A 13,406-nucleotide genomic window follows, 5' to 3' on the forward strand; every position below is an offset into this window, starting at 1 on the left:
TATAGAATGCAATCGGGGCCGTGCAGGGCCTATTTGACTTGCGCGCGCAGGTTGATCGTGAAGCTTGAACTCGGTGCCATGCTGCCTTTCGGGTTGATCCGGATATGCGTGACATTGGTGTCGACGCCGTTGGCATCGGGGGTCGGGACATAGGTCCAGGTCGTGCCGCCGTTGTTCGAGAAAGAGAGGTCGTCGCTGGTGCTCGCGAGGCTGGTAAAGCTGTAGGTCAGGCCGCTGGATCCGGCACCGAAGGCGACCGGGCCCGGGCCCGGCGAATAGGTGCCGACGAACAGCGCCAGATTGGACGGAAGGATGTCGGTGACGATCACGCTGTTGCTGGTCGGCGCGGTGCCCGCAGGCGCGCTGACCGTGAGCGTATAGGTCGCGAAGCCGCCGGGGATCAGCTTGGGATTCGTGGTGCCGTTCACGGGGTCGCTGTACGCGGCCGACGTTTTGGCAATCGCCAGCGGCAGCACATAGGCATTGGTATAGGTGCAGGTCGTTGCGGTCGCGCTGCCCTGAACCGTCAGCGTCCGGCCGGTGGCGCCGCTGGCGAGCGGACTGCCGCCGGTGCATTCGACGGTCGCATTGTAGAGCGCCGCCGCCGCCCCGCCGCCCCAGGTTTCGGCGGGCAGGGCCAGGACGTCGCCCGCGCGGACTGTGACATAGGTTCCGGTAGTCGCGGTCGGCGCGGTCGAACTGAAGGCCGGGTTGGCGGTGCCGCCCGTCGTCGTCGCGCTGGCCGTATGGCCGCTCGTTGCACCGCTCCACACCTTGGCGAGGCGGATCTGCTGCGCGATGCGGCTGTTGGTGAAGGTGCAGACGATCGCCGTATCGGCGGCGTTCACGGTCAGCACATTGCCCGCCAATGCAGTTGTGTTGCCGGTGCAGGCAAGCGCCGGGGTGTAGTTGGCGGCGCTGCCGACCGAGAAGCTTTCGGCCAGCGTCGCGGCCTCGGCGGCATAGACGGTGACCGCGGCGTTGGTATCGGTCTCCGTCACCGAATTGGCGACCGACAGCAGGCTGGCGTTGTTGGCGAGGCCCGTCGTCGCCACCGTCACCGCATCGGCGACGAGGGCGTTGACCCAGCTCTTGCGGACGACGAGCGTCGCCGACTTGCGACTGTTGGTCCAGGTGCAAGTGAGCGCGCTGCCCGATGGCATGGTCACCGTGCGGCTGAGCCCTGTCCCCGACGTCGTAACGACCGCATTGTCGCTGTTGCGGCGGCATTCGAGACTGGCGTTGTAATTGGCGGCGCTGCCCGTGGAGAAATTTTCGGTCAGCGTCAGCGTCGTGCCAGCGGTCGCGATGCTCGTTGCGTTGGTCGCACTGCCGCCGACGGTCGAGCTGCCCGCGACCGGCAGCAACCCGCCCGAGATCGACAGACCGACCGCATCGCCGGCGATGCCGTTCGTCCAGGTCTTGGCGAGCACGACTGGCGAATCATTGTCGGTGATCGTGTAGGTCGAGGTAGTCACCGGCGTGCCGCCGCAACCCGACGTGCTCGACACGGTGTAGCCGGTGCCGGTGTTCAGCGCGATCTGGATCGTCTCGCTGCTTTCGGTCGCGGTGTCGTCGACGACCGTGATGCCGAGCGGGACAAGGCTGTTATTATAGGTGCCCGCCGGCAGCGTGACGGTGAAATTCGCGGTGCCCGTCGGCGTCGTATAGTCGCTGCCGAGGGTTGCGGTGCCGCCTGTGATACGCACGTTGACGGTGCGCGCGGCGAACAGCGTGCCGTTGACGCGCAGTTGCGGCAGGTTCGCGGTCGCGATCGATTCAACCCCCGAGGCCGAGGCGGTCGACAGCTCGACGAAGGGGTTCAGCGTGATGCGGATATCGTCGAGGAAATTGCCGATGCTGCCCGCGTCGGTGGTGATGAACTGGACGCGCTGGACGCCCGATGCGCCGGCATAGGTCGCGGTGCCGCTGTTGACGTTCCACACCTGGTTCGCGGTGGTGGATGTCTGCGTCGCGAGCGCCTGGATTGCGGTGCCCGAACTGTTCGCGATCTGGAACCGCGCCGTCTGCGTCGCGGGGCCACCCGAACGCGCGCGATGCGCGAAGGTCCAGCCGATCGTCTCGCCATTGACCATGCAGATATTCTGGTAGAGCGCCCCCGGAACGTTCGCGTTCATTTCGGCGAACACATTGCCGTCATAGGCGGGGACGCCCTGAAAGCCGGTGTCCCAGAGCTCGATCTCGCCCGAAGCCGAATCCCAGCCGACGACCGAACCGTTCGAATAGATTTCGTAATTGGCGGCGCCCGGACCCTGCGGATCGTTCGATTCGAACGAGGGATTGACGATCACGCGCTGCGCCAGTGCGGGCGTGACAGCGCCGATCGCTGCAAGGGTAGCAACGGCGGGAACGAGCGCGCTCCGGACAAGCGTGGTCATCGCTCGCCAAGGCTGCGTCCACTGGCCCCCACGCCAGCGAAATCGGCTCTGGTCCCGCCGTTGCATGCCAGCCCTCTGCAGGCGACATCCCTAATTTGGGGTTAATAACTTCCAGATTGGCAGTAATTTTGTCCCAATTAGGGACAGTTAGCGCCAGTCGCCATGGAGGCCCATCCACAGGCCGATTGACGTGATCGCCGCGGTTTCGGCGCGCAGGATGCGCGGGCCGAGGGCGACGCGGCGGACGGCCGCATGCGCCAGGAGAAGCGCGCGCTCATTCGGCGTGAAGCCGCCTTCGGGCCCTGTCAGGATCGCTGCGGGCGGTGCGGCGGCGATCGTTGCGAAGGGCGCCCCTCCATCCTCGTCGGCGAAGAGCAGCGCACGGTCGGCGGGCCAAGCCTTGAGCAGGTGCGGCAATTTTACGGGTTCGGCGAGCTCGGGCAGCGCGGTGCGGCCGCATTGTTCGCACGCTTCGATGATCTGCGCCTCGAGCCGTTCGCCCTTCACCCGGTCGACGATCGTGCGCTCGGTGATGACGGGCTGTAGCCGCGCGACGCCGAGTTCGGTTGCCTTTTCGATGATCCAGTCGAGCCGCGCCTTCTTCACCGGCGCGAAACACAGCCACAGGTCGGGCACAGCTTCTCGCGCGCGAGTCTGCTTCTCGATGCGGACGGTCAGCGAGCGTTTGCCGGCGTCGGCGATCGTGCCCAGCCATTCGCCGCTGCGGTTGTCGAACAGCAAGAGCGGAGCGCCGACGCGCTGGCGCATGACGTTTAGCAGATAATGGGCGGCCGGGCCGTCGATGACCGGTGCGGCATCGGGGCCCAGAAGCTGGTCGACGAACAGGCGGGGCGTGCTGGCGGGCGGCCAGGCGGGAGTTGCGGGCATGGCGCCGCGATAGCAGACCGCTGCGTCTTGCGCACGGTTTCCCTAGCCGCAGCCCGTCCAGATCCGATGGCGACATGTATCGCCATCGGATCCTGGAGCGACATGACTTCCTCAGCCGATCCTTATTGGACCAGTCGAGCGGTCTGCAGCGCTGTAGAGAAAAGCTGCTGAAGCGCCGTGGTTATATTGTCGTTGGCCGTCACGGTCTGCACAAGCGGCGAGCCGTTGGTGCCAAGGGACGCGCAACTTTGCAGCTTCTCCAGAACCTTGTCGGAACTTCCCGCATTGCCATTCGGATAAGGAGAGGGCGGAGCGGGCAGGAACGGAGCGATGTTCGTCTGGGACCAGGAGTCCCCGACAAGCGATTCCGGCAGATATTGCGTATAGAGGATCGCGATCTTGATCCCCTTGGCCTTGATGGCCGTGCATTTCGCGATCTCGGAATTGGTGCCGGTCCGCATCGGTCCGAAATAGCGGCCGCTCCCGTTCGGTTGATCGAGCATGCCATCGGTGATGATGAACAGAATCTTCTGGGGCGTCGCGCCTGGCGCACCCGATCCCGCGGCGGGAATGGTGTTTTGCATCACCGTGAGCATTCCGCCCACATCCGTCGCCTTGTCATCGTTGCTATTGCCCTTGGTCGGCTCCGAATTCTTCCACCAGTAATCATCGGCCGGGAATATGGAGGCCGCCGAAAAACCGCCGCCGTAAGAGCTGACGTTCGTCAGGCTATTGAGCTGCCTGACGGGCGACGTGCCGCCGGGTCGCGTCCAGTCGAACGAAAACATCTGCGCTTGATAGGTGACATGATATTGCGCCGCCTGATTCGAAGCGAAGGGAATCAACTGCGTCGCCGCCGAAACCACATCGTCCTTGCGGAGGACGATTTTCGAAGGGCTGCCATAGATCAGGCCATAATTGTGGGTCAACCAATAGCCATCGGCCCAATATCCGGTGTCGTGGGTGGTGGTGTCTGTCACGACAGTGCCCTGGGAGGTCGTCGTTTTATTTACGGACCCGTTGGACTTGTAAGTGGTCGTGTAGGTGGTCGGCGTTGTGGTTACGACCTTGTTGATCGTGACCGGACCATTATTGTTATCGTTCGTGATCGTGTATTTGGTGGCCGTCACGGTGTCGGTGCGCGTGTCGACTCGTTTGTCTCCGGTCTTTCCGTTCGTCGTCGTTGTCCCGGTCGCCGTCGATGACGAGTTCATGGTCGTTCCGGTGCTATCGAAAAGCTCGACCGGCGATGAGGTCTTGTAACGGTACCAGACATTCTGCTTGCCCGAGCCGGCGGTATAATATCCGGTCGAGAGCAAAATATCGCGAGCGCTTGTATCCCTGACGTAAATACCGTCGCTTTTGGGCACCATCGCATGACAGGCAAAGGCGCAGCCGCTAGGCTTCGAGGTCGATTTGGTCGCCGCGATGATCTTGGCGATGCCGTCCGAAGTCGAGGGCAGCAGCATCGAGGGCGAATTGTCCATCGCCAGGTAGAAATCGACATTTGGTGGCTGCGCTGCACTGGCCGTAGAGGTTCCGCGAACGGTCAGCGTGTCGGCCCCCAGAATGCCGCCGAACATGTTTATCGACTTGGCCGAATAGCTCACAGTGGCCTTGCGCAAAAATCCCAACGCGCCGTTGCTTCCAGGCGTGCCGTCCGTAACGACGGGCGTCACTTTCAAATCGCGATATCCGGTCTCCAGCGAGGCCTGGGCATTGAACATGTTGGTGGCGGCGGATTTGGATTGGCCGTTCGACTGCAGAATCATCTGTGGCGCGACGGCGGCCAACGCCGCAGCATCGGCCGCGGCGTTCAGCTTTGTCTGCAGGCTCATGGCGCGCGCGTAGTCGATCCCGAAACCGAGAATGAAGGTCAACGGAATGATCGCAAACCCCAGGATTATGTAGACGCCACCCTTTTGATCGGATTTCAGCCGCGTCATAAACCGGGCGGCTGCAGCCGCAGGCCTGAACTTAGGGAATATCTTGGTCATAATATTTCCACCTAGTAGAGCCGGGGAACCATGTAGATCGTATCGCTCAAGGTTCTGTCAGCGAGCGGGAGGTAGCTGATAAACGGCGAGTATTTATAAGTGATCGTGCCCATGAACAGCCAGCCGCCGGCCGTACCGACCTGAGTCTTGGTGCTCGTTCCCGGCGCCAGATTTCCGCACACGTTCGAGCCGTCCGGCGAAACCGGAATCATCTCGGCGGTGACCATATTGCTTGGGATCGTCACGACGTTGTTGACCGATTGCGCCACGTTCGCAGGGAGTGTGCCTGCCGTATGCGTTGAGGTCTTGACGGTTACGGTGCTGCCATTGGCATTTTGTGTCTGCGCCTTGGTCCAGACAACATAGGCTCGGGTCGCGTCGCAGACTCGGACGAGCGAAATCTGCTCGGTCGCCTTGTCGAGCTTATAAGGTGACAAGACAACCGCGCTGGCGCTGAGATGTGATGTCGCGTCGGCACTTGCCGGGTCGTTGTAAATGATGGTCGGAGACATCGTCCGGCTGACGAGATCGACCAGCGATCGCGTCGCAACGGTAACCTTGCGGCTGCAGCCGACGAGATCCGACAGAAAAACACCGCCAGAATACATGAGTACAAGGATCGGCAAGCAGAACGCGAATTCCACTATCACCGCCCCGCGCGTGTTCTGTCTGAAGCGTCTCAGCATGAAGACTGCGATGCGTCGCATGTATAGTCCTCCGTAGTGAACACAGACGTTGCCACGAGTTTGCGATTGGCGTTGGGTTCGTCGATCAGGTTCAGGCCGAGCGGACCTTTTCCGGTCGGCCACAGGTAGATCAGCTGCAGGACGATGATGCGGTTTTTACCGCTGCCGCCCGATTGGTAATTATAGCCCGTGCCGGTCGAGACCAGGACACCCTTGCTGTCATAGACGAATGTCGGGGAAGCGCCGCTGGCCACATTGTAACTGGTCGCGGTGGTCACATTCACCGTGAGCCGAGAGCAGGAGAGCAGCGGTGGCAAAAGCGCGGGCGTGCTAACAGCTTCGCCGTTGGGATTGGTGCCGGAAAGGCCATTGCAAATGGCATTCTTGAAGTCGCTGGCCGACAGGCCGACGGTCCCGTTGGGTGCTTTTGTTGTTTGCACGAAGCCGGTCAGGACCAGACGTCCCGCACCCTCTGCTGCCGTCTCCAGCATCTGCTGTGCAAGGTAGATGAGCATCGTGTACATGATCGCGAGCAGGAGCGCGATGAAGGCTGGGCCGACAATCGCGAACTCCATCACGGCGGTGCCCGCACGGTTTTTCCACAGATTCCTACCCAGCGGGCCAATTGCCTTGCGGGCACGAATGATACTGCGCAAAATCGCCATGTGGGGCCCTCCTCATAGCTATTTTCCACAATCAGCGTTCATATTTGGTAAATGCTCCGATTTGGGACTCGCGCGGTCGGCCCAATTTGGGGCGAACGGCCCAATCAACCATTTATCGCGCGCGCGGCGCCTGCTAACTGCTGCACATTGATGACTGCCAGCCCTCTCCCCGATAGCCAGCTTCGCGGTTTCGTTGCCCTGCTACCGTCCGCAGTGCGCCCCTATGCGTTGCTGGCGCGCTTCGACCGGCCGATCGGCTGGTGGCTGCTTTACTGGCCGTGCGCCTTCGGGCTCGCGCTCGGCGGCGGTGCGGTCAGCCACTGGCCGCTATTCTTGTGGATGCTGCTCGGCGCGATCGCGATGCGTGGGGCGGGCTGCGTCTATAACGATATCGTCGACCGCAACCTTGACGCCAAGGTTGCCCGCACTGCGTCGCGGCCGGTCGCGAGCGGCGCCGTGTCGGTGCGTAATGCCCTGCTCTGGACCCTGCTGCTGTCGCTCGTCGGGCTGGCGGTGCTGCTGCAACTGCCGCGTGCGGCGCAGATCGTCGCGCTCGGCAGCCTCGCCTTGGTGGCCGCCTATCCCTTCATGAAGCGGATCACCTGGTGGCCGCAGGCGTGGCTGGGGCTGGTGTTCAGCTGGGGGGCGCTGGTCGGCTGGATCGCGGTCGGTGGCGGCGATGGCCTCGGCCTGCCCCTGCTCTATGCGGGCTGCATCGCGTGGGTGATCGGTTATGACACCATTTATGCGCTGCAGGATATCGAGGATGATGCGCTCGTCGGCGTGAAGTCGAGCGCGCGCGCGATGGGCGACCATGTCCGCGGCGGGGTCGCGGTCTGTTATGCGATGGCGCTTGCCTGCTGGGGCGGGGCCTTGTGGGCGGTGCGGCCCGATCCGCTTGTGCTCGTCGCGCTCGTTCCCGCGGCGCTGCATCTGACCGGGCAGGTCGTGACGCTCGACCCCGCGAATGGCGCCGACGCGCTCGCCAAATTCCGCAGCAACCGCTTTGCGGGCCTGCTGATCTTTGCCGCGATGCTGGTGGTCGGCAGCGCGCCCTAGGGCTGCGCTCTATTCGGCGGCGAGCAACTCCTCGGCGCCGCCGAGGTCGACCGAGACGAGACGGCTGACGCCCTTTTCGATCATCGTCACCCCGAACAGACGGTGCATGCGCGCCATCGTCACCGCATTGTGGGTGACGATCAGATAGCGGGTGCTGGTCTCGCGCGTCATACGGTCGAGAAGGTCGCAGAAGCGCTCGATATTTGCATCGTCGAGTGGCGCATCGACTTCGTCGAGAACGCAGATCGGCGCGGGATTGGTGAGGAACAGGCCAAAGATCAGCGCGACTGCGGTCAGCGCCTGCTCGCCGCCCGAGAGCAAGGTGAGCGTCCCGAGCCGTTTGCCCGGCGGCTGCGCCATGATTTCGAGCCCGGCTTCGAGTGGATCGTCCGAGTCGACGAGTTCGAGATGCGCCTGCCCGCCGTTGAACAAGGTGGTGAACAGCCGCTGGAAATGCTCGTTCACCGTCTCGAACGCTGCGAGCAGACGGACGCGACCTTCGCGATTGAGATTGCCGATCGAACCGCGGAGGCGGTTCACCGCCTGCGTCAGCTCCTCGATTTCGGCGGCGCTCTTCTCGCGTTCGATGTCGAGTTCGGCGAGTTCGTCGGCGGCGACCAGATTGACCGGGCCGAGCCGCTCGCGCTCGGCAATCAGCCGGTCGTGATCGGCCGATTCGCGCGCTGCATCGCCGACGCTCCCTTCCTCGAAGCCAGCCTTTTTGGGCAGCAGCGGGGGCGGGCATTCGAAGCGTTCGCCCGACAGGCGGCCCATTTCGATGCGGCGGAGTTCGGCATTTTCGGAACGGGCGACCGCCCCGGCGCGGGTTTCGCGCGCGCCCGCGACGCGTTCGCGGATCGCGGTGAGCGCGGTTTCGGCCTCGCGAAGCGCCGCTTCGGCTTCGCGCTCGCGCGTTTCGGCAGCAGCGACCTGTTCGCGAAGGGTCGCTTGCTGCGCCTCGGCAGCGCTGCGTTCGGCGGCGAGCCTTTCGGGGACGTCGGCAAGCTTGGCGGTTTCGGCGGCGAGCGCGTCGGCGCGCTTGTCCATTTCGGTGACGCGGCGCGCAGCCTCGCCGGCGCGGGCTTTCCAGCTCTTGATCTCGGCGGTGACGACCGCCTGACGCTCGCTGAGCGATGCCAGCGCCCGGTCATGCGCGGCGAGCGCGTCGCGCGCTTCGCCGGCGTCGGTGCGGGCGCGGTCGGTGGCGGCTTCTTCGGCATCGAGCGCGGCGCGGGCGATACTGTCGTCGGGGAGCGCGGCCAGTGCGGCCTCGTGCGCGGCCAGCGCCTCGGCGGCCTCCTTGGCCGCGTCGGCGATTTCGGCGAGGCGGCGGTCGAAAAGCGCGGCGGCGTCGCGGTGACGGTCGAGCGCCGCCTGCGCCTGATCGGCGGCGCGGAGTGCGGTGCGGCGGGCTTCGTCGGCCGCAGAGAGAGCCTTGCGCGCGGCAGCGGCGGCTTGAGTCAGTTCGCCGGCCCTCGCGGCGGCGGCGTCCCGGCGGTCGCGCAGCTCCTGCACCCCCAGCTCGACCTGCGGGCGCTGTGCGGCAAGCTCTTCGAGGCGATTCTGGCGTTGCAGTCGCTCGGTCGCGGTTGCGCCGTCGCCGCGGGTGACGAAGCCGTCCCAGCGCCGCATCACGCCGTCGGTGGTGACGAGCCGCTGGCCGACCGCTAGCCGCTGACCCGTGTCGGTTTCGGCGACCGCGACCTGCGCGAGGCGCCGCGCAAGCGATGCGGGAGCGGTCACGAAGTTGGCAAGCGGCCGGGTTCCCGCCGGAATCGCGGGGTCGGCCGTGCCCTTGTCGGCGCCGCCCCAACTGCGTGCAGCGGCTTTGTCGGTCCCAGCGTCGAGGTCATCGCCGAGCGCGGCGGCGAGCGCGGCTTCGTGGCCGGGGGTGACGCGAAGCTGGTCGAGTATGCGGTCATCGCCGCTCTTCGCTGCGGCCAGCGCGCGTTCGAGTGTCGCCGCCTCGCCATCGAGCGCGGCCAATGCGGCGCGCGCTTCGGCCAAGCCGGCTTCGATGCCCGCAAGATCGGCGGCGGTAGCTTCGCGGTCGGCTTCGGCGTCCTGCAACGCGGTTTCGGCCGTCGCAATCGCAGCTTCGGCGTCAACGGCGGCTTTGGCGCTTTCCGTCTGCGTTGCCGCGAGCGCGGCGCTGTCGCCGAGCGCGGCAACCTCGGCCTCGACGCGCGTCTTGTCGTGGGCAACACGGCGCACGGCGGCTTCGGCGGTATCGCGCGCCGAGACGGCGATGCGGCGGTCGGCGGCTTCGCTTGCAGCCTTGGCGCGTGCCTGTGCGAGCGCGACCTCGGTATCGCGCAGACGGGCTTGCGCGGCCTGAGTGGCTTCGACGAGCGCCGCCTTGTTCGCCTCGTGCGACGCAATGTCCCGGGCCAGCGTCTTGCTTTCGGTATCGAGCCCGGTCAGCGCCGCATGCGCCTCGCGCGCGAACTCGCCCTCGCGGGCCCGGTCATCGGCAAGGCGGGCCTGCTGCGCCGCCAGATCCTCGAGCCGCTGGCGCGCTGCGCGTTCTTCGCCCTGCAGGCGGACGAGCGTCGCGGTAGCCTCGGCGAGCGAATCGCGCCGCGCCTGCGCTTCGGCGCGCGCGGCGCCGACGCGGGTCGCAACCTCGACCTGCGCCTCCGAGACGGTTTCGAGCTCGGCCTGCGCGGTCTTCACCGCAGCCTCGGCGGCATCGGCATCGCGTCGTGCCTGATCGGCGGCGGCTGCGGCATCGCGCCAGCGCGCGTAGATCAGCCGTCCCTCGGCGATGCGGATGTCGTCGCTCAGCTTCTTGTATTTCTCCGCCGCGCGGGCCTGCCGGCGGAGCGCGTTGGCGCGCACCTCCATGTCGGCGACGATTTCGGAGAGGCGCGTGAGATTGGTTTCGGTCGCCCGCAGCTTTTGCTCGGCGTCCTTGCGGCGGACGTGAAGCCCGGCGATGCCCGCGGCTTCCTCCAACATCGCGCGGCGGTCGGTCGGCTTGGCGGCTATGACGTTGGCGATCTTGCCCTGGCTGACCAGCGCGGGGCTGTGCGCGCCGGTCGCGGCGTCGGCGAAGATCAGTGCGACGTCTTTCGCGCGCACATCGCGGCCGTTGGCGCGATAGGCACTCCCCGCGCCGCGCTCGATCCGGCGGATGATTTCGAGGTCGCGGCCCTCGCTCGCGTCGGACAGGCCCGCCACCACGCCGCCCTCGGTGTCGCAGTGGATCGCGACTTCGGCGAAATCGCGCGGTGGGCGCTGCGAGGTGCCCGCAAAGATGACATCCTCCATCCCGCCGCCGCGCATCGACTTGGGGCTGGATTCGCCCATGACCCAGCGGATCGCCTCAAGCAGGTTCGATTTGCCGCAGCCATTGGGGCCGACGACGCCGGTCAGCCCGGGTTCGATTCTGAGTTCGGTGGGTTCGACGAAGGATTTGAAACCGGTAAGGCGCAGCCGCTTTATCTGCACGAAGCTACCTCATGCAGTCTGGCGAATCGGAGCTGGTGCAACCTTGGTGTCACATATCCCCCTGGCACCGTCATGACGCGCCGCAGGGGGAGTCGCAAGGGGGTAGGGCGGACCTACCCCCAAGCGTGCAAAGGCGTCAGCGCGCGCCCATGGTGCGCAGGTGATCGCGCAGCGGACCCCAGGCAGCGATCCCCTCGGCGACCTGGCCGTTGATGACGAAGGTCGGAGTGCCCTGGATCTTGAACTTCTCGACCGCGGCGTTGGTGCCCTGCTCCAGCTTCGTGATGTTATCGACGTTGCTGAGGCAGGCGTTGATCTGGTCGCCGGTGACGCCGCGCGACTGGAAGAACTGGTCGAGCTTCAGCGCCTTGGCGAGCGCCGGGAAGCGCTGGGCCGGGGGCAGCTTCATCGCAGCTTCGCCGGCGGCTTCGTTGCCCTTCACGTTCGCGAACAGCTCTTCCTGCGACGCGAAGACATTTTCCTGCAGCGGGAAATAGCGGTCGACGGGCGCGCAGCGAATGATCGCGGCAGCGGTGGCGTCTAGCGGGTCGCGGATGAAGTTGCGCACTTCCAGGCTCACGCGGCCGGTGTCGATGAAGTCGCGCTTGATCTCGTCATGGCTCTCGGTCGAAAAAGCCGCGCAGTGCGAACAGGTGATCGACGCGAATTCGACGATCTTGATCGGCGCGTCGGGGTTGCCCATCACATAGCCGCCGTCGGGCGTCTGGGCGACGGTCTGCGACCAGGTCTTGCCGGCAGGAGCCGCGACCTTGGCGATGACATCCTGTTCCTTGGACTGGTCGGTCTTGGTTTCTCCGCAACCGGCAAGCGCAACGGCGCCGAGCGAGGCGAGAAGGAGGATGCGCAGGGGGGACTTCGTCATGGTCGGGTCTTCTCCAGAAAAATGGGTAGAGAAATCGTATCGAATGATTGCATGACCGGGCTTTTACGAGCCCTTCAGCGCGGCGTCGAGTTTCGTTTTGAGCGCCGCCCACACGGTGACCTGAACGTCACGGCCGTTGAGGAAGAAGGTCGGCGTGCCGCGCACGCGGTCGGCGGCGAGGCCGATGTTCGTCATGCCGGTAACCTCGGCCTGCGCGACCTCGCTGTCGAGGCAGGCGTTCACCTGCGCGAGTGAATAGCCGCGCTTCTGCATCAGCGCGGCAAGGCCGGTATCGGCCGCGATCTTGCGCGCGCGCGTGCCGGTGTCGCCCTGATACCAGCTGGTCTTCTGGGCATCGGTCGCTTTGACGACCTTGGTCAGCCAGACCGGCTGCGCCAGAAAGATCGCCTGATGATTGCCCTCGAACGCGCTCACCGGGCCGCAGCGCGCGAGGAGCGCGGCGGTCATGTCGACCGGATCGCGGACGAGATTGCGATATTCGAAGAGGACGAGGCCCTTGGCGATATATTGGCTCTTGAGCGGCGCCGAGCCGAGCTTGGCGAAATCGGCACAATGGCTGCAGGTATAGCTGAAATATTCGACCAGCTTCACCTTCGCGTCGGGATTGCCGACGAGGTGCGCCCCGACCGGCGTGATGCTGATGTTCGACGCCCAGGGCGTCACCGGCTTTGCGGGCGTTGCAGCGACAAACAGCGCGAGCGCGCTGCCTGCAAGCGCGGCGACCGCGAGGCGGCGGAACGGGAATGCAGCGCGAACGGGCATGGGACCGTCTTTCTCCTAACGTATCTTGGGAATGTTCGGCGCCGACCCGAGTCCTGCCGCCATGCGCTCTAGCACGGTGCGAAGTTCCGGGTCGCCGATGTCGCGCAGGCTATCCCCCAGTTCGGTCGGTACGGGCTTCAGCATTGCCGGCTGCTGAACGGGGGCGGCCGGGGTCACCTGACCGTGCGTCATGCGTACGGTCGCGATGGCTGCATAGCCAAAGAAGCGATTGACCGACGCGATGATGTCGGGCGCGACATGCTGCAGCATCGGGGCGTGCGCGCCGCTGATCGTCAGGTGCAGGGTGCCGCCGGCTTTTTGCCCGGCGGGAAAGCGGATCATCGCGGGCTGGGTCACGTCGGCGAGCCGGTCGCCGACGATTTCGCGCCAGCGGCTCACGACCGATGACTGAACGAAGCCGAATTTGCGAAAGGCGGTGCGGCCAATTTCGGGCACCAGATCGGCGATCGTGCGTGCTTCGCCGCCGCGCGGCCGCTCATAGCTGCGCACTTCGGGCTTTTTCGCCGCTTTCTTCTTGGGCTTTTCGCCCTCGGGAGTGTCCGCTTTCGCCATTGCCGCCGCCATGCCATAGG

The 13,406-nt window shown here is 65.3% G+C and carries 10 protein-coding genes; 1 reads left to right on the forward strand and 9 read right to left on the reverse strand.

All coding sequences use genetic code 11. The features are described from left to right. Positions 1-29 precede the first annotated feature (29 nt). The 5 genes from ACQY80_RS08860 to ACQY80_RS08880 all read right to left on the reverse strand — a co-directional run bounded on the left by ACQY80_RS08860 (position 30) and on the right by ACQY80_RS08880 (position 6,635). Complete coding sequence (locus ACQY80_RS08860; protein ID WP_428685650.1) at positions 30-2,399, reverse strand: hypothetical protein; 2,370 nt, start codon at positions 2,397-2,399, stop codon at positions 30-32. A 147-nt stretch (positions 2,400-2,546) separates the two neighbouring features. Beyond that, the gene (locus tag ACQY80_RS08865) at positions 2,547-3,287 is read right to left on the reverse strand and encodes a 16S rRNA (uracil(1498)-N(3))-methyltransferase (protein WP_428685652.1); all 741 of its coding nucleotides are present in this window, start codon (positions 3,285-3,287) and stop codon (positions 2,547-2,549) included. A 122-nt stretch (positions 3,288-3,409) separates the two neighbouring features. Further along, positions 3,410-5,284 carry a pilus assembly protein TadG-related protein gene (locus ACQY80_RS08870; RefSeq protein WP_428685654.1) on the reverse strand — a complete coding sequence of 625 codons (1,875 nt, stop codon included), beginning with the start codon at positions 5,282-5,284 and terminating at the stop codon, positions 3,410-3,412. Between the two features lie 11 nt (positions 5,285-5,295). Beyond that, on the reverse strand, positions 5,296-5,991 hold the full coding sequence (locus ACQY80_RS08875; RefSeq protein ID WP_428685656.1) for a TadE/TadG family type IV pilus assembly protein: 696 nt from the start codon (positions 5,989-5,991) through the stop codon (positions 5,296-5,298). Continuing rightward, positions 5,964-6,635 (reverse strand): TadE/TadG family type IV pilus assembly protein, encoded by a 672-nt coding sequence (locus tag ACQY80_RS08880; RefSeq protein ID WP_428685658.1) that lies wholly within the window; start codon positions 6,633-6,635, stop codon positions 5,964-5,966. The genes ACQY80_RS08875 and ACQY80_RS08880 overlap by 28 nt, the downstream gene beginning before the upstream one ends. A gap of 150 nt (positions 6,636-6,785) precedes the next feature. Here ACQY80_RS08880 and ubiA point away from each other — a divergent pair, with 150 nt between their 5' ends. Then, positions 6,786-7,694 carry a 4-hydroxybenzoate octaprenyltransferase gene (ubiA, locus tag ACQY80_RS08885; protein WP_428685659.1) on the forward strand — a complete coding sequence of 303 codons (909 nt, stop codon included), beginning with the start codon at positions 6,786-6,788 and terminating at the stop codon, positions 7,692-7,694. Between the two features lie 9 nt (positions 7,695-7,703). On the opposite strand, the gene smc is transcribed toward ubiA, so the two are convergent. From smc to ACQY80_RS08905, 4 genes are all read right to left on the reverse strand, one after another. After that, positions 7,704-11,147 (reverse strand): chromosome segregation protein SMC, encoded by a 3,444-nt coding sequence (smc, locus tag ACQY80_RS08890; protein WP_428685661.1) that lies wholly within the window; start codon positions 11,145-11,147, stop codon positions 7,704-7,706. Positions 11,148-11,283: 136 nt separating this feature from the next. Beyond that, complete coding sequence (locus ACQY80_RS08895) at positions 11,284-12,030, reverse strand: thioredoxin domain-containing protein (RefSeq protein WP_428685663.1); 747 nt, start codon at positions 12,028-12,030, stop codon at positions 11,284-11,286. Positions 12,031-12,093: 63 nt separating this feature from the next. Continuing rightward, complete coding sequence (locus ACQY80_RS08900) at positions 12,094-12,813, reverse strand: thioredoxin domain-containing protein (RefSeq protein WP_428685665.1); 720 nt, start codon at positions 12,811-12,813, stop codon at positions 12,094-12,096. A gap of 15 nt (positions 12,814-12,828) precedes the next feature. Next, entirely contained in the window at positions 12,829-13,386 is a 558-nt protein-coding gene (locus tag ACQY80_RS08905; protein ID WP_428685667.1) for a DUF721 domain-containing protein, read from the reverse strand. Positions 13,387-13,406 lie beyond the last annotated feature (20 nt).

It is taken from the genome of Sphingopyxis sp., assembly GCF_965279755.1.
Taxonomy (GTDB): Bacteria; Pseudomonadota; Alphaproteobacteria; order Sphingomonadales; family Sphingomonadaceae; genus Sphingopyxis.